The sequence below is a fragment of the Streptomyces griseus genome (genome assembly GCF_001715295.1).
Taxonomy (GTDB): Bacteria; Actinomycetota; Actinomycetes; order Streptomycetales; family Streptomycetaceae; genus Streptomyces; species Streptomyces griseus_G.
In genome coordinates, this window is sequence record NZ_MDKB01000004.1 from 470,057 (window position 1) to 486,926 (window position 16,870).

A 16,870-nucleotide genomic window follows, 5' to 3' on the forward strand; every position below is an offset into this window, starting at 1 on the left:
ACTCTATAAGCACAGTTCATGCATGGTGGATTTCGTCAACCCGCACCAGTCGGGCACTGGCCGAAAGGAGTGATCATGCAAGACCTCGCCGAGGGAGTCGCACATTTCCAGCGGGGCGTCTTCCCCGCCCGGGCGGCGCACTTTCAGCACCTGGCCACCACGCACCGGCCCAGCACCCTGTTCATCAGCTGCTCCGACGCCCGCGTCATACCGGAGCTGATCACACAGAGCGAACCGGGCGAGCTGTTCGTCATCCGGACGGCCGGAAACCTGGTGCCCGCCTATACCCCGAACGCTGATGGGATCGCGGCGAGTATCGAGTACGCCGTCGCCGTCCTGGGCGTGTCCGACATCGTCGTCTGCGGTCATTCCGCCTGTGGGGCGATGACCGCCCTGGCGGACGGCCACGACCTCGCCGACCTGCCGGCCGTCGCCCACTGGCTGCGACACGCGGACGCCTCCCTGGCCCGTGCGCCGCACGCGGCCAGTGCCGAGCCCGGCGAGAACAAGGTGAGCGTCCTGGTACGGAACAACGTGATCGCCCAGCTGGCGAACCTGGCAACACACCCCAGCGTCGCCCGGGCACTGGCGGCGAAGACCCTCACGCTGCGCGGCTGGGTCTACGACATCCCCACCGGCGCGGTCGACCAACTCGACCCTGGCACCGGCTCATCCGCCGCCCTCACGGCCTGAGCCGCCCTGCCTCTCTTCCCCAGGCCGCCGTCCGGCGCTCTGGTCCCCCGACCGTTCGAGTTTGCTGTGCCCGCCGTGGAGCGGGCCGGCACATAGGAAGGAACACCTCATGGTGCACGCCCAGTTCGACCCCACTGCCCGCCAGGCTCTGGCTGCCGAAGTCGTCGAGGCGAAGACGCGCAAGGACCTGACCTGGCAGCAGCTCGCCGACGCCAGCGGCCTGTCGGTCGCGTTCACGACCGCCGCGCTGCTGGGTCAGCATCCGCTGCCGGAGGCCGCCGCCAGGGCGGTCGCCGAGCTGCTGGAGCTGGATGAGGAGGCGGCCGTGCTGCTTCAGGCCATCCCGGTCCGCGGATCCATTCCCGGCGGCGTCCCGACCGACCCGACGATCTACCGTTTCTACGAGATCGTCCAGATCTACGGCACCACGCTCAAGGCCCTGGTCCACGAGCAGTTCGGTGACGGCATCATCAGCGCGATCAACTTCAAGCTCGACGTGAAGAAGGTCGCCGACCCCGAGGGCGGCGAGCGCGCGGTGATCACCCTGGACGGCAAGTATCTGCCCACCAAGCCCTTCTGACCCAGCCGTCCGCCGTGCCGGCGACCGCTGCCGATATGGCGCCTGGGCCGGCACGCCGATTCGCTTCGGGCGACCAGGGCCACCATTACAGGGCTCCCCCGCCGCTTCCCGCGCCCCCAGCACGACATGGGGGCGCGGTGAGGCGGCGGGGCCTTGCGCTCTCTTGGGCCACGGGATCAGTCAGAACGGCGTCAGAGTGCGGCGTCCAGTTGGCCGAGGCGGGCGGTGAGCCTGAGGTTTTCGCTGTAGTCGACGGGGCAGGCGATGATGGAGACTCCGGGGTCGTCCAGTGCTGTTCGCAGCGTGGGCAGCAGTTCCTCTGCGTCGGCAATCCGGTATCCCGTGGTTCGAAGCTCTCCGCGTAGCGGACGATGTCGGGATTGCCGAAGGCGGTGGCGTGGTGTTCGCCGAGCGTCAGGTCCATCTTCCACTCGATGAGCCCATAGCCGTTGTCCTCCCAGATCAGCACGGTAAGCGGGATGGCTTCGCGGACGGCAGTTTCGATCTCCTGGGAGTGCATGAGGAACGAACCGTCGCCGACCGCGGCCAGCACCTTGACGTCCGGTGGAGCCAGGGCCACGGCGAGCTCTCCGGGCAGTGCGAAGCCCATTGCGGACAGGCCGTTGGAGATCAGGCAGGTGTTGGGCGCGTAAGGTGCGCCCTGCTCACTGGGTGGCACCCCGGAGAGAACGGAAGCGGGGCTGTGAGTGCAGGCGACGGCGCGCTCAGGCAGCGGTGACCACCTCTGCGTGAGCGGCCCGCAGCAGGGTGCGGGCGGCGTCCTTGGCGTGACGGGCGGGCTCTGGAGTCCCGGAGATGGCCGCTGTGGTCATCGCGCCCTCGGCGAGGAGGACGAGCTGGTCGGTCAGCCACGCGGGCGCGTCTGCGGCGGCCACGAGATCGGCAAGATATCGCCGGAAGGCATCCTTGTGGGCCTTCGCGATGTCGGCCACGGTCTGGGACGTTGCCCCCAGCTCCCCGAAGGAGTTGATGAAGCCGCAGCCGCGGAACCCCTGCTCGCTGAACCAGAGGAACAGCCAGTCGAAGACCGCCAGAATCCGCTGCTCGGGTGAGTCGTAGGTATCCGAGTACTGGGCAAGATCCCGGAGCCACCTTGCGTCCCGCCGCCTCAGGTACGCCTCGACCAGAGTGTCCTTGGAAGGGAAGGTCTGGTACAGGCGCTTGAGGGGCACGCCGGAGGCGGTGCGGATCGCATCCATTCCCACCGACTGAATGCCTCGGCCGTAGAACAGTTCCTCGGCAGCGTCAAGGATCCGCTGCTCGGTCCTCTCGGGTTCCACTTCGCTCACCCATTCTCGAAAACGGTCGTTCTCCTACGGTACAGCCACCATGTCGCACGGCAAATTCCCGGGCGCGGGCCAGCCAGTCGCCGAATGCGCCTGCCCGGATCGAGGCGGGCGTGTTGCCCGCTGCCCACTCAAGCGAGCGCAAGGTCTGCCTGGGCTGCTCAGCCGGTGCGGTGGCGACGCGGAGACCGGCGCGGTCCCGCCGGTGATCCCGTTCCTCGAGTGTCTCGGTCCAGTCCGCCAGGAGTTCGACGATGCCCGCGCCGCGGCCGTGCTCATCAGGGGCACCGGTGCAGCGAGGGTGGGGCGAGGGCGCCGTGGCGCCGGAGTCGGCAACCTCGATATGCACGGCGCGGCCTTCGAACGTGAGGCTCACGATCATGTCGGCCCGTCCGTGCTGGGCCGCGTTCCCCGCAAGCTCGCCGACGATCAGCAGGACGGAGTCCCGATCCTCCGGGACGACGTCCCATCGGGCGAGCAGGGATGCGGCGAAGTGGCGGGCGGCGTGTACCCAGCGCTCCTCGGGCGGGAAGGGCGATCACGCCGTGCCGGTGCATGCCCGTACGGGCATGGGCCAGCGCCGGGGTCACGGAGGCCGGCCGGGGCTGCTCGCCGGACAAGGGCAGCGCCATCGGCGGGGGTCGCATCGCGGTGTGCGAGAGAGTCATGGGATCACCCACCTGAACTTTCCGAGCCATCAACCGGCTCGTGTTCTGCAGCTTCTCTGCCCTCGGCCCTGGAGCGGGCCGGCGTCAGGGCCCAGGCGGCGGTCCTGCGGCACTCGCGGCGACCGAACCGGCAATCCGTCCGGCCAGCGATGACAGTGTTGTGAACCTCCAGCTGAGAACGATCATTCTACTGAATGAGGCCAGCCTACAGAACGGTCGTTCTCCGCGCAGGAGGGATACGCCGAACTTCCGAGAATCCGGAGTAACGCCCACGCTCACCGCAGGTGAGAGGGTCTTCAAGGCTGCGAGGGAATCCTGAGCCCAAAGCCCTCGATGCGCGCGGCTACCCCTGCCGCAGGTACAGCCTCACGCACGAACGGCCGCGCCGTGGATCCGGCGTCGGGCCCGGATCTACGGCGCGGGGGTCGCCACGCCAGCAAGGCCTGCCGGAATGCGAAGGCGGCGGCAGTCACACAGGCGCCGCCCCGGTGGATGACAACGACGCTGCTTCCTACGGATGCCCGGTTCCGAGGCAATCGCGTGGCCCGGCAAGACCGTGGTGAGGGTCGTGCGCTTCACAACTTGGAACTGCGTCGTCACGTTGTCCGCCCCAGCACGACAGGTTTCCGCACAGGGCGGCTGCGAGTGCGGGCCCGGCCGTCGACTCCCTCCGTTCACGGCGGCTTGCCTCGGAAGTGCCGCTCCACCAGCCGAGGCGCGCGATAGCCCGACCGAGGGAGAGCTGCCAGGTCGTGGGTGTCCGGTCTTGCGCGAGAACCTTCGTTCCCGTACCGTCGTTCCTGCCAGAGAGAACGTACGTTCTCGCACGGTGCACCCACGTCGGCGGAACCCACACCCGTCGGCGGCGATACCGCACAGACCCGAAGGAAGCGCCATGACTGACGAAGCACGCCCCCCGTTCCCGCCGTTCAGCCGGGAGACCGCCATCGAGAAGGCCCGCCTGGCGGAAGACGGCTGGAACACCCGCGACCCGCAGAAGGTCGCCCTGGCCTACACCGTGGACTCGCGCTGGAGGAACCGCGCGGAGTTCGCCACCGGCCGTGACGAGATCATCGCCTTCCTCACCCGCAAGTGGAACAAGGAGCTGGAGTACCGGCTCATCAAGGAGCTGTGGGCCTTCGACGGCGACCGCATCGCGGTGCGCTTCGCCTACGAATACCGCGACGATTCGGGCAACTGGTTCCGTGCTTACGGCAACGAGAACTGGGAGTTCGACGCCAACGGCCTGATGCACCACCGCTACGCCGCCATCAACGAACTCCCCATCAAGGAGTCGGAGCGCAAGTTCCACTGGCCCCTCGGACGCCGCCCCGACGACCACCCCGGCCTGAGCGACCTCGGCCTCTGACCGGCCACCAATACAGGGCGGGCTGATCTTGGCGCGTGTATACGGCGACGCGACTTTCCTCGGAATCGTCGCCCGCACCGAGCAGCGCCTGCTCGGTCCCACTCGCTGAGCGGAGACCCCAAACCGGCGTCGGTCAGGCGACCGGTCCGGGTCCGCCCCCCACTTCACAGCACCCGCGGGCGGCTGACCGCTCAGCCCCATGCGGCCTCTGCCTCCGACCAGCCGGCGCCCCCGGCCAGGCGCCTCGCCGCTGCCGTCCTACCGACGCGGCTCACCGTCGCGGCGAAGCCGTCGAGACGCCATGCGTGCCGCCAAATCCCGGCGGCACAGACAAGGAGTAAGACATGCCGTTCGTCACCACGCAAGATGGCACCGAGATCTTCTACAAGGACTGGGGCCCGCGCGACGCCCAGCCCATCATGTTCCACCACGGTTGGCCGCTGTCCTCGGACGACTGGGACGCGCAGATGCTGTACTTCCTCTCCCACGGCTACCGCGTGATCGCCAGCGACCGTCGCGGACACGGGCGTTCCTCCGACATCGGCTCCGGTCACGACATGGATCACTACGCCAGCGACATCGACGCCGTCGTGCAGCACCTGGACCTGCGCAACGTCGTACACATCGGCCACTCCACCGGCGGCGGACAGGTCGCGCGGTACGTGGCGAAGTTCGGCCAGCCCCAGGGCCGCGTCGCGAAGGCGGTACTCGTCGCGGCGGTACCCCCGCTGATGGTGCAGACCGCAGAGCACCCCGACGGTGTTCCCGTCTCGGTCTTCGACGGCTTCCGCGACGCACTGGCGGCCAACCGGGCAGAGTTCTTCCACGCCGTGGCCTCCGGCCCCTTCTACGGGTTCAACCGGGACGGCGTCCCGCTTTCGCAGCAGGTCGTGGACAACTGGTGGCGCCAGGGGATGACGGGAAGCGCCCTTGCCCACTACGAGGGCATCAAGGCGTTCTCGGAAACCGACCAGACCGCAGACCTCAAGGCCATCACCGTGCCGGTGCTCGTCCTCCAGGGTGACGACGACCAGGTCGTCCCGTACCAGGAAGCCGCCCTCAAGCAGGCGGAGCTCCTGCAGAATGCGACCCTGAAGATCTACGAGGGCCTGTCGCACGGCATGCTCACCGTGAACGCCAGCGACATCAACCCTGACATCCTCGCGTTCGTCCAGCAGCCCTGACCGTACTTGAGCCGAGACGTCCACGATCATCACCCGCCAAGCGCCCGATGATCGTGAATGTCTCGGCTCAGCCTTCCCCCCTTGCCGACAGCGTGGAGGCCACGCGTTCGCGATGAGTCGGCATCTGCAATCACACGCAGGATCAACAGCCCTCCCCGCTTCAAGCCGCCGGCGCACAAAAGCCTCCGGTGAACGATTCCCGATCGGGCAGCGCCCCAACGACACGCGTGGCCTCCGGTCAGGCTCGCGCTCCCGACTCCAACACCGGGGCGGCTCCGCGACCGAACTGCCCCGCCCTCCTCACCGATCTGCTGGACTCGCTCCCTCGAAGGGAACACCACTCATGAACGCATCGCCCACCCTCAAAAGAACCTCCAGGCCGTCCTGGTGGACCTCATCGACCTGCACCTGCAGGGCAAGCAGGCCCACTGGAACATCCTCGGGACCAACTTCCGCGACCTCCACCTGCAGCTCGACGAGATCGTCGACGCCGCTCGTGAGTTCGCCGACGACACCGCCGAGCGCATGCGCGCGCTCTACGCAGTCCCGGACGGGCGATCCTCCACGGTCGCCGCCTCCAGCCACCTCGACCAGTTCCCCGAGGGCGAGATCACGACCCACGACGCCATCGACCAGATGACCCTGCGCCTCTACCAGGCAACCGGCACCATACGCGACGTCCACGACGAGGTCGACGAGGAAGACCCGACGACCGCCGACCTCCTCCACGGCTTTATCGGCCGCCTCGAGCAGCTCGCATGGATGGTCTCCGCCGAGAACCGCACGCCGAACACTTCCGCGCAGCCGAGCGCTGGCCCTGTCGAAGCCGGAGCAAGGTTGTAGACGAAGCGACTCGTCAACCCAGGACGCCGGCCACAGGAACCCTGTCCACGCAGTCGATCGAGTAGACCGGAAGATCCGTTCGGAAATCAGCGGTAGCGGAGCGCTCTTGATTGCAGTGACGTGCCGTTTTGCCTGGTCAGCGGGCACCGCGTTCCTGGTCATGCCTGCAGGTTTTGTCGGGCCCGGGCGCTGGAGAGGACAGAGTCGATCTCGTGGTGGGTGGGTGGGCGCCGGCGCGGCGCATGCGATCGCGCCGGTGTGTAGCAACGCCACGTCGGGCTTAAGCGGGATGTCGATCGGGTCCCAGGCGGTGAGGACATCGTAGGTGGCCGAGCCGTTGCCGGCGTCCACGTAGGCGAGGGCGACCGTGCTGCGGCCGGAGGTGCTGCGAAGGCGGTGCACGGTCGGCTTGTCCAGGCCGGCGACAAGGTTCAGCAGCGTGGACTTGCCGCTGCCGGAAGGGACCTTTCAGTTCTTCAATCTTCTCGACGACCTCACCGTCACCGACAACATCCAGCTCCCGGCCCAGCTGGCCGGGACCAGTCGGCGCAAGGCCGCGGCCCGCGCGGGTGAGCTGATGGAGGTGCTGGGGATCCGGAAGCATGCCCGCGCCTACCCGGGCCGCCTGTCCGGAGGGGAACGCCAGCGGGTCGCGGTCGCCCGGGCGTTGGTCAACCGGCCCGCGCTGCTGCTCGCCGACGAGCCCACCGGTGCGCTCGACACCGCCTCGGGCCACGACGTCCGCAATCTGCTGATGGATCTGCACCGCGCCGGACAGACCATCGTGCTGGTGACACATGACCTGACGCTGGCGGAGGCGTGCGCGAGCCGCACGATCCACCTGGTCGACGGTCACGTCGCCCTCGACACGTACGTGCAGGCCGTCCGATGAGCCTGCTCGGTACCGGCGCGCTGGGCCGAGTCGTACGTTCCGGCGTCGGTCGACGGCGGGTGCAGACCGTGGTGATCGCCGTGGCCACGATGATGGCCGTGGCCTCGGCCGTGGTCGCCGGGTCGCTGATGGTCGCCGCGGCCGCGCCCTTCGACAAGGCATTCAAGAAGCAGCAGGGCTCACACATCACCGCGCAGTTCGATCCGGCCAAGGCGAGTACGGCGCAGCTGGCGAAGACCGGGAAGCTGCCCGGCGTCACCGCGAGCGCGGGACCGTACCCGTCCACGGCGATCCGCCCGGTGGACCGGTCGGGCTTCCACCTGCCGACGCTGACCCTGGTCGGGCGGTCCGTTCCGGACGGCGCCGTGGACCGGGTGGTTCTGAAGTCCGGCCGGTGGTCGCAGAAGCCCGGCGAGATCGTGCTCGACGCGTCGTTCGAGGGGCCCGTCCTCGGGGTCGGCACCCCCATGAGGACGTCGAGCGCCAAGGACGCCCCGACCCTTTCGATCGTCGGCTTCGCCGTGTCGGTCAGCAAGTCCGCCGAGGCCTGGGCAGCCCCCGCGCAGATCCACGCGCTGGCTTCGAAGGGCAACCCGGTCTCGAGTCAGATGCTCTACCGCTTCGACTCCGCGAGCACGAAGCAGCAGATCCTCGCCGACCGGAAGAAGCTCGCCGCGTCCGTGGGATCCGGAGCGCTCCTCGGGACCGAGTCCTGGCTGGACACCAAGCGCGCCGCTGATCAGGGTGCGGCGGCGACCGTCCCGTTCGTGATGGCTTTCGGCGCGCTCGGCATCGTGATGTCGGTGATCATCGTCAGCAGTGTGATCAGTGGCGCGGTCGGCACCAGCCTGCGCAGGATCGGCATTCTCAAGGCGATCGGCTTCACTCCGCGCGAGGTCGTACGCGCCTACGTGGCCCAGGCGCTGATCCCAGCCGTCGTCGGCATCGCCCTGGGTGTCGTCCTGGGCAACGTCCTGGCAGTGCCGCTGCTGGCCGACACCGAGTCGGTGTACGGCGGCGTCTCGCTCTCGGTGGCCTGGTGGGTGGACGTCGCAGTGCCGGCCGCCGCCCTGGTCGTCGTATGGCTCGCGGCGCTGATTCCCGCGCTGCGGGCCGGAAGGCTGCGTACGATCGAGGCCATCGCGGTCGGCCGGGCACCGCGCACGGGGCGCGGCCAGTGGGCGCACCGGGCGATGGGGACGCTGCCGCTGCCGCGACCGGTGACCTACGGTCTCGCCACCCCCTGCACGCATCCGGTCCGTACCCTCGCGATGCTGCTCGCGGTGGCGTTCGGCACCGTCGCGGCGACGTTCGCGGTGGGGCTGACCTCGTCCCTGAACGCGATCGGCACCTCACAGAACCCCGAGAACCGTGCCGCGGTCACGGTCACCACGACCAAGGCGATCGACGTCGCTCCCCCACCGCCGCCTCCTGCGGGGGGCGACGCGGGAGATCCGCCTTCCCCTGGCGGCAGCGAGTCGGGCCCGCCTCCCGTGGAGAACAGAGCGGCGAGCACGTCCAAGAAGCCCAAGGTCGCCGACCCGGCGAAGGTGCGGTCCGCTGTCACGTCGCAGCCGGGCATGAAGTCGGACTACGGCAAAGCCCAGACCGAGGTCGCCGTGGCCGGGGTCTCAGCATCGATCCAGGCCAGCCTCTACGAGGGCGATTCGCATCCCGGCAGCTACGACATGCTCTCCGGGCACTGGATCACGGGTAAGGGGCAGGTCGTGGTGCCCTCACGCTTCCTGGAAAGGACCGGCACCAAGCTCGGTGACACGGTGAGGGTGACCTACCAGAAGGAGACCGCGAACCTGCGGATCGTGGGCGAGTCCTTCGACACGTCGGGCAGCCAACTGGAGATCCACGCGGACATGGCCGACTTCACGTCGGCCGAGCCCAGCACCTTCCTCGTCGAGACGAAGTCCGGTGTCTCCGCCGAGGAGTACGCCCAGAAGGTCGCCGCGGTCGTACAGCCGCTGGGGGGCGACGCCACGACCGGCTCCGAGTCGGGGCAGGACGGCGTCATCCTCGTCATGGCCGCAATGGCGGTGCTGCTCACCCTCATGCTGATCACCGTGGCCGGTCTCGGCGTACTCAACTCCGTGGTCCTCGACACCCGGGAACGCATCCACGACCTGGGCGTCTGCAAGGCGATCGGCATGACGCCGCGGCAGACCATGAGCCTCGTACTCGCCTCGGTGACCGCGATCGGCGTGATTGGCGCGCTGATCGGCGTGCCGGCGGGGTACGCGCTGCACGGCCTCGTCATGCCGGTGATGGGGCGTGCCGTAGGCACCAGTCTGCCGTCGCCTGTCCTCGGTGTGTACGAGCCTGTCCAGCTGCTCCTGCTGGGGCTGGGCGGGGTCTTGATCGCGGTACTGGGCGCGCTGATCCCGGCCGGCTGGGCGGCCAGGGCGCGTACAGCCACGGCGCTGCGCACCGAGTAGCGCGGTGCCTACGGTTCGGGATCTATCGAGCATCCCCTCGAATGTGGTTCTGCTGTGCGGACGTGAGGGGAGGGGACTGTCAGCGCATGACGCGGGCCAGGCCTGGCGCCAGGCCTTTTGCCTGGCTCATGCCCTCAGATTCTCCGTCACGGGCAGGCACTCGGCGAGCAGGTCGACGACGTCGCGCCAGGCTCGCTGCGCGTGCTGTGGGTGGTAGCCGACGCCAGGGACCACGGGGTGGTCGACCGGCGGGTGGTGGAAGGCGTGCAAGGCGCCGCCGTAGACCATGAGGCGCCAGTCGACGCCCGCGGCCTGCATCTCAGCGGTGAACGCGTTTCGTTGCGCGGGCGGCATGATCGGGTCCTCCGATCCGACCCCGGCCCACACCGGGCAGCGGATGCGCGCCGCCTCGCCCGGCCGGCCCGTGGTAGTTGCGTTGACTGTCCCGATCGCGCGCAGGTTGACGCCGCTTCGCCCAAGTTCCAGCGCGATGGCGCCCCCGGTGCCGTAGCCGATGGCGGCGATCCGGTCGGGGTCGGTCCGGGGCTCGGTGCGCAACTCGTCGAGTGCCGCATGGCCGATGCGCCGCATCCGGTCGGGATCAGCGAGCAGTGGCATGCAACGGGCCAGCATCTCCTCGGGGTCACCCACATAGCGCCCGCCGTGAAGGTCGAAGGCCAGCACTCCATATCCCAGCTCGGCGAGAGCATCGGCTCGGCGGCGCTCGACGTCACTGAGCCCCATGCCCTCCGGTCCGAGCAACACCGCGGGCCGACGGTCGACACCGGCCGGGAGCGCGAGGTGCCCGATCATCGTCAAACCGTCCGCCGGGTACTCGACCGTACGCGTCGTAATCGCCGTCATGAGACTGGACTGTAGTGATCGTCGAGTCCGGCCCGGCCGGTCGTCTGCCGTTGGCAGAAGACCGGCCGGGCCCTCTGAAATGCGCGGGCCGAGCCCTCAGGACTTCAAGATCGTGCCGACGAGAGAGAACCGGTGCAGTTCTGGCTGTCGAACCTGCCCTCCGGCATGCCGCTGACCACCCTGGTGCAGCTGGCCAAACTCCGCTGGCGCATCGAACACGACTACCGCGAGATGAAACAGGCCCTGGGCCTGACCCATTTCGAGGGCCGCACCTTCCCCGGCTGGCACCACCACGTCACCCTCGTCTCCGCCGCCCACGCCTTTTGCACCCTGCAACGACTGGCCCGTCACCCAAAAGACACGGCGCCGGCCTGAGCCTCTACCAAGCCGTCCGCGAGCTACAGACACTCCTCGCCACCTGGACCGGCGCCTGCCCCACCTGCCACCGCGACATACCCACACCCCTACAAACCTGACCAAGCCCTCCTAAGGGCTGTCCCGCAATTCCCGGTGGATCAGCGTGCGGCGTCAGATACGGTGCATCGCAAGGCGGAGGGACGTCCGCATACTGGATGTATGGGGACGTTCCGACAAAGGTGCCGTAGCTGTCGTCGCACGCCCGCCGGGAATTGCGGGACAGCCCTTAGCCGTCAGTCCCGGCACCCCGTGATCAGCCCTGGCTCCAGCGACATCTCTCCCGACCCTCCCAGCCACAACCGCAACCACCATGGGGACCAACGACTCGGCCTGCTCGAATCACGCATTCCTCAGCAGAGCCCTTCACACGGGAATTCCCTCCGAAGAGTGGGAGGGCCCCACAGGCCCAGCAGGAGACGGCCGCCGACGAGGAGCCGGCGGGTGCTGCGTGCTCTTTGGAATGGCGTCGCCAATACCGCTCTAAGGCCCGGAGAAGCCCGATACCTCAGGGGTATCGGGCCTTCGGATCAGGTATTGGACACCCGGGTACTGGCGCCAGAGAATAGCCAGCATGTCACCTCTTCCCATGCCATCTTCCTGGGCGGGTCCCCTCCCCGAGGCTGCGCCGCCATCTGACATGGCTGTCTACCAGTTGCCTACGGGGACCTACGAAACCAGGGCGGTCTTCGCATTCAAAGGCGGCTCATTCCACGAAAAGCGCAATTTCGCCGCAACGTCGGTCTTGGTGCAGCACCCCAAGGGTGACCTACTGATCGATGCGGGCTTCGGCTCCCAGGTTGCGGCGCACATGCAGACTCTCCCCCGGATGGAGCGCGCTCCTCACCGGTTGACCCGGACCGTGAGCGAGCAATTGAAAGCCAGCGGCTACGACCACGGCAGGCTCCGTGGTGTGCTGGTAACGCATTCTCACTGGGACCACGTGAGCGGTCTCGACGATCTCCAGCTTCCCATCTGGATCAATGACGACGAACTGCAATATGCGGGTGAAGGTAAGGGAGGAAGAGTTTTCCGCGAGGTTTCCGAAAGTCGCAGGTTGCACCGATATCAGTTCAAGACGGCATCCTATCTTGGATTTTCGTCGACCTTTGACGTTTATGACGACGGCTCCGTAGTTGTCGCCGCCGCCGGTGGCCACACGAATGGCTCCGTAATCGTCTTCGTCACTTTGCCGACCGGTAAGCGGTACGCCTTCATCGGCGATTTGACCTGGCAACTCGATGCCATCCGCCGTCGTGCCGAGCGGCCCCTCCTGATGCGCATGCTCGCCGACACCGATCCCCAACTGGTGCGCGAGGACATGCTTCGCATGATCGCACTCGCGGACGCCATGCACATCGTCCCGTCGCACGACGTCTCTGCCTACGACGGGATCCCGAAGCTGCTCAACTGATCAACACCAACCCCGACTCACCGGCGCTCAATGGCGTCTGAGTTGTTCAACGTCAACGTCCGGACCCGGAGCCCACCAGGTTTCATGGCGGGCAAGCAAGAGATGGCGACCTCGTCCGCAGCCAGACCGCGATCACGCCGTGACGGAACAGATGCGGCCGAGAGCCCGTACATCACTCCTGGTAGGCGGTCTGCGCGATCTCGACGAACGACCGGATCAGCGGGTTCGTGTCCCCCTTGTTCCACGCCGCCACCACGCGGTTCGGCGGCATGTCGATCAGCGGGACCACGGCCAACTCCTCGGACTGGCCATGCCCGATCAAGGTCATCCCGACAGTGCCGTTCCAGAGCACCGCCTGGATGCACTCCTGGACGGCCCGCACCACCGCACCATCGCGGGGTTCGCCGCCGTTCCAGTACGACTGCCAGGCGGGGTCGGTGCCCTCCGGGAACCGGAACCAGCGGCGGTCAGCCAGATCGGCCAGTTCCAGGCTGTCGCGGTGGGCCAGCGGGTCGTCGGCGCGCAGCAGTGCTCCCACCGGATCTGCGCGCAACTCGTACACGGCCAGGCCCGTCTCGTCGAACGGCCCGCGAGTCAGGGCGACGTCGACCAGCCCAGCGCGTAGCCCGCAGGTCGGATCGGTCAGATCGGTCTCGCGGATGCGGACCTCGACTCCGGGGTGCTCTCGGCGATACGCCACGGCCAGCCGCATCGCTCCCGGGTCGGCGCTGTCCGCAAGCATGCCGATGGTGATGGTCGCGGTGCCGGCCACGGCAGCCACGCGCACGCGCATCTGGTCGGCCTGGCGGAGCAGGGTGCGCGCCTCGTCCAGCACCGTCGCGCCGGCCGGGGTGAGCGCCACGCCGGTGGCGGAGCGGTGCAGGAGTACGACACCGAGGTCCTTCTCCAGCCGCTTGATCGCTCGGCTCAGCGGCGGCTGGCTCATGTGCAGCCGCACGGCGGCCCGGCCGAAGTGGCGTTCCTCGGCGACGGCCACGAAATAGCGCAGCGTGCGCAGCTCCATGAACGGCGACTATATCCGTACGGTATCGGTGTCGCTGCCGCTCGAGTCGTGCGCTGGAGGAAGGACTTCAACAGCGACAAGCTCACCATCGAGCGCGTCTACCTGATCACCCGCCTGCCGCCCGGCGCGGTGACCGGCGCCCAGCTCGCTGCCTGGATCAGGGGACACTGGAAGATCGAGACGATCCGGGCGAAGGCGTTCGTCATCCTCGACGGCACCCTGCTGCCGATCGACCGGATCGCCGCCGACACCCCGTACTACTCCGGGAAACACAAGCGCCACGGCATGAACGTCCCAGTCCTCACCGACCCGTTCGGACGACTGCTCTGGCCTCGCCCGCGCTGCCCGGCTCCACTCACGACCTCACCGCCGCGCGCCAGCACGGGATTATCGAAGCCCTCGCTGAAGCGGGACTCAGATGCTCGGCTGACAGGCGTATCAAGGTGCCGGCGGAACCGTCCGAGGCCCGTTTCGGGGCCGCCGTCTCAATAGACGGAAGCGCCGTCACAACATCACCCACGCCAAGATCCGCTGCCTCGGCGAGCAGGCCATGGCCACCCTCAAGGGCCGGCGGCTCCTGCGGAAGCTCCGCTTCAGCACCAACCGCATCACCGACATGGTGAAGGCCGCCCTCGTCCTTCACCACCACGCGTCAGCCTGAAGTTGGAAAGAGCTCAAGGTCGCGCGTGATGTGATGCCCTTCTACACCGCGCCGAGCGAGGCTGCCGCGACCGAGCGGTTCCTGGAGATCTCCGAGAGGTGGGGCAGCAAGCATCCGACCGTGATCAAGCTGTGGTCCGACGCCTGGGCCGAGATGGTCCCCTCCCTTCTTGTCCTTCGGCATCGAGATCCGCAAGGTGATCTGTTCGACGAGCGCGATCGAGAGCGTACGCCCGCATCCGCAAGGCGGTCCGGGCCCGCGGCCACTTCCCGACGGAGGCCGCCGCGTTGAAGTGCGTCTGCATGGCGCTGATGAGCCTGGACCCGACCGGCAAGGGCCGGCGCCGCTGGACGATGCGCTGGAAGGCGCCTCTGAACGCCTTCCAGATCGCCTTCGAAGGGCGTCTCCCCCTCCGAGGCTACTGACAATCAACAACCAAGATCAGCCGTTGACTGGACAGACCCCAGGTCAGCCGGAGCTCGGCTGACAGGCCGCTCCCGCGGGTGGCGGTGAGAGGGTCCTGCGTGCGCACATGTCAGGGGCTGTGGCGGACTCGGCCACAATGGGACCGTGGATGAGATGGGTGGCGCTACGACGGGTACGAACGAGCCGGCCACGTTGCAGGGGATCGCAGAGCGGCTGGGGCTGCATGTCTCGACGGTGTCGCGGGTCCTCAACGGCAAGGCGGACGTGCAGGGCCGGGCGGCGTCCGGGGAGACGGCGCAGCGCATTCGTTCCCTTGCCCGGGAGTTGGGTTACCGGCCCAATCCGCACGCCACCAGTCTGCGTACCCGGCGCAGCAACCTGGTGGGTGTGCTCTTTCCGCGTCTGTCGGAGATCGTGGTGGCCACCATCTACGAGGGTGTGGAGGAGGAGGCGGCTGCACACGGGCTGTCGGTCTTCGTGACCAACACCCGCGACGATCCCGCCGTGCAGCGGGAGCGGATCGCAATGGTGCTGGGACGCCGGGTGGACGGGCTGATCATCGGTGACGCTCATCTCGACGGCGCTGTGCTGGCCGACCCCGCGTTGCGACGCGTCCCGTACGTCCTGGTCAACCGCCGCACGGACGGGGATCATCCCGCCGTGACCTGCGACGACTTCCTGGGCGGGCGGATGGCGGCTGAACACCTGCTGGGACTGGGGCACCGCCGGGTCGCGGTGATCGCCGGAGAACCGTTCGCCAGCACCGGAACCGACCGCGCGGCAGGCTTCCGGGACCGCTACCGTGAGGCCGGCCTGCCGGTCCCGGGCCACCAGTTGCGCCACTGTTCCTTCGACATCCCCGGCGGACGTCGGGCCGCGAAGGAGCTGCTCGCGCTCGCCGACAGGCCCACCGCGCTCTTCGCAGTCAACGACCTCGCCGCCCTCGGCGCCATGGGCGCCGCCCGCGACCTGGGCCTGCGCCCCGGCAGCGACTTCGCCCTGGTCGGCTTCAACGACACCCCTCTCGCCGCCGAACTGCCCATACCGTTGACCAGTGTCCACTCACCTATGACCGAACTCGGTCGCGCGGCCGTACGACAACTCCTGCACCGCATCGCCGGTGAACCCGCCACCTCCCAGCACCTGCGCCCCGGGCTCGTCACCCGTGCTTCCAGCGGCGCTCCCATCGGGCCCGCACTCAGCTGAGAACGTCGCCCGCAGGCGCATGGACCGATCTGCGGCGTGACCGTGGTCGGCGGCTCTTCGACGCACCGATGCACTCATCACCCGATCGCTACGAGCGGGCAGGAACTGCGGTCAGGGCGGCGCATGCCCGTGGCGCTACGCGCCGTCCCACGACAGGAATGGGCGCAGACCGCCTACGAAATGGAGCCGAGCAATTCGGACATCGTCCGGGTGGAGTCCGCAGAGCAGATCCTGGTGCCGTGACCTTTCGCGCCGCTCCGCCCGTACCTGCGCGACCGCGCGGGTACGGGTGGTCTCGGCCGACGGTGAAGCGTGAAGCGAACCCGCAACCGCCGAGACCGTACTGTTGGTGCCCGGCGACTGGCCAGCGCGCTTCATCACACCGCGCGCCCTCGGTGATTCCGGCAGTTTCACCCCGTCCCGCACGGCGGAACGGCGGTGGCCCGCATGCTCCTGGCGATAGCTGGAAAGCGCGACGCGGCCCGCCCTGCCGGACCGCACTTCCACCTAAGGACTGTCCCGCAATCCCCGGCGGGCGCGCGACGGCAGCTACGGCACCTCGCCGCGTTGTCGGAACGTCCCCATACATCCAGTATGCGGACGCCCATCCGCCTTGCGATGCACCGCATCTGACGCCGCACACTGATCCACCGGGAATTGCGGGACAGCCCATAGATAGCCCCTCCTTGGTACGCACGACCGCCATTGGCGCAAGGGGTTCGGCAGGCCGGCCTCAGGACCCGCGGCCGGGTCACCGCGCCGGCATGCTCGGCGGCGGCCTCCAAGGGCAGGGCATTCGCGACGAGAGTATCTTTACAGCTCTCCATGCTCCGGATCCACTGGCCGGAGTCGGGCTGCTACCCGACTGCATCTGCGTG

12 protein-coding genes and 5 pseudogenes are annotated in these 16,870 nt (G+C 68.2%); 12 read left to right on the top strand and 5 right to left on the bottom strand.

The window, feature by feature from the left end; all coding sequences use genetic code 11:
* Window positions 1–75 precede the first annotated feature (75 nt).
* Both BA175_RS23690 and cynS read left to right on the top strand, forming a co-directional pair.
* Entirely contained in the window at window positions 76–693 is a 618-nt protein-coding gene (locus tag BA175_RS23690) for a carbonic anhydrase (RefSeq protein WP_069173503.1), read from the top strand.
* Window positions 694–802: 109 nt separating this feature from the next.
* Window positions 803–1,273: a cyanase gene (cynS, locus tag BA175_RS23695; RefSeq protein WP_069173504.1), complete on the top strand. Its 471-nt coding sequence runs from the start codon at window positions 803–805 to the stop codon at window positions 1,271–1,273.
* Between the two features lie 191 nt (window positions 1,274–1,464).
* Here the strand turns inward: cynS and BA175_RS30015 are convergent.
* The 3 genes and pseudogenes from BA175_RS30015 to BA175_RS31935 all read right to left on the bottom strand — a co-directional run.
* Window positions 1,465–1,925: pseudogene (locus tag BA175_RS30015) on the bottom strand (thiamine pyrophosphate-dependent enzyme); the annotation flags it as partial.
* 73 nt (window positions 1,926–1,998) lie between these two features.
* Window positions 1,999–2,574, bottom strand: coding sequence for a TetR/AcrR family transcriptional regulator (locus tag BA175_RS23705; RefSeq protein ID WP_069173732.1), 576 nt, complete (start codon window positions 2,572–2,574; stop codon window positions 1,999–2,001).
* Window positions 2,540–3,061, bottom strand: a complete 522-nt coding sequence (locus BA175_RS31935; RefSeq protein ID WP_254667974.1) for an ATP-binding protein — start codon at window positions 3,059–3,061, stop codon at window positions 2,540–2,542. Before BA175_RS31935 ends, BA175_RS23705 begins: the two co-directional genes overlap by 35 nt.
* 1,082 nt (window positions 3,062–4,143) lie before the next feature.
* Here BA175_RS31935 and BA175_RS23710 point away from each other — a divergent pair.
* The 5 genes and pseudogenes from BA175_RS23710 (at window position 4,144) to BA175_RS23730 (ending at window position 9,983) form a co-directional block, all read left to right on the top strand.
* Window positions 4,144–4,617, top strand: a complete 474-nt coding sequence (locus BA175_RS23710; RefSeq protein ID WP_069173506.1) for a nuclear transport factor 2 family protein — start codon at window positions 4,144–4,146, stop codon at window positions 4,615–4,617.
* Between the two features lie 344 nt (window positions 4,618–4,961).
* Entirely contained in the window at window positions 4,962–5,801 is an 840-nt protein-coding gene (locus BA175_RS23715) for an alpha/beta fold hydrolase (protein ID WP_069173507.1), read from the top strand.
* A 351-nt stretch (window positions 5,802–6,152) separates the two neighbouring features.
* Window positions 6,153–6,644, top strand: coding sequence for a Dps family protein (locus tag BA175_RS23720; RefSeq protein WP_069173508.1), 492 nt, complete (start codon window positions 6,153–6,155; stop codon window positions 6,642–6,644).
* A gap of 466 nt (window positions 6,645–7,110) precedes the next feature.
* A pseudogene (locus BA175_RS23725) lies at window positions 7,111–7,536 on the top strand (ABC transporter ATP-binding protein); the annotation flags it as partial.
* On the top strand, window positions 7,533–9,983 hold the full coding sequence (locus BA175_RS23730; RefSeq protein ID WP_069173509.1) for an ABC transporter permease: 2,451 nt from the start codon (window positions 7,533–7,535) through the stop codon (window positions 9,981–9,983). The pseudogene BA175_RS23725 and the gene BA175_RS23730, both read left to right, overlap by 4 nt.
* Window positions 9,984–10,109: 126 nt before the next feature.
* Here the strand turns inward: BA175_RS23730 and BA175_RS23735 are convergent, their stop codons facing one another.
* Entirely contained in the window at window positions 10,110–10,847 is a 738-nt protein-coding gene (locus tag BA175_RS23735; RefSeq protein ID WP_069173510.1) for a dienelactone hydrolase family protein, read from the bottom strand.
* A gap of 129 nt (window positions 10,848–10,976) precedes the next feature.
* On the opposite strand from BA175_RS23735, the pseudogene BA175_RS23740 reads away from it, so the two are divergent.
* Both BA175_RS23740 and BA175_RS23745 read left to right on the top strand, forming a co-directional pair.
* Window positions 10,977–11,222, top strand: a pseudogene (locus BA175_RS23740) (transposase); the annotation flags it as partial.
* 679 nt (window positions 11,223–11,901) lie between these two features.
* The gene (locus BA175_RS23745; RefSeq protein ID WP_217493229.1) at window positions 11,902–12,675 is read left to right on the top strand and encodes an MBL fold metallo-hydrolase; all 774 of its coding nucleotides are present in this window, start codon (window positions 11,902–11,904) and stop codon (window positions 12,673–12,675) included.
* 172 nt (window positions 12,676–12,847) lie between these two features.
* On the opposite strand, the gene BA175_RS23750 is transcribed toward BA175_RS23745, so the two are convergent.
* The gene (locus BA175_RS23750; RefSeq protein ID WP_069173513.1) at window positions 12,848–13,699 is read right to left on the bottom strand and encodes a LysR substrate-binding domain-containing protein; all 852 of its coding nucleotides are present in this window, start codon (window positions 13,697–13,699) and stop codon (window positions 12,848–12,850) included.
* Here BA175_RS23750 and BA175_RS32315 point away from each other — a divergent pair.
* From BA175_RS32315 to BA175_RS23755, 3 genes and pseudogenes are all read left to right on the top strand, one after another.
* Window positions 13,613–14,360 (top strand): annotated as a pseudogene (locus BA175_RS32315) (transposase family protein). The gene BA175_RS23750 and the pseudogene BA175_RS32315 overlap by 87 nt on opposite strands.
* 36 nt (window positions 14,361–14,396) lie before the next feature.
* A pseudogene (locus BA175_RS30030) lies at window positions 14,397–14,785 on the top strand (transposase); the annotation flags it as partial.
* A 154-nt stretch (window positions 14,786–14,939) separates the two neighbouring features.
* On the top strand, window positions 14,940–15,992 hold the full coding sequence (locus tag BA175_RS23755; protein WP_069173514.1) for a LacI family DNA-binding transcriptional regulator: 1,053 nt from the start codon (window positions 14,940–14,942) through the stop codon (window positions 15,990–15,992).
* The last annotated feature ends 878 nt before the right edge of the window (window positions 15,993–16,870 follow it).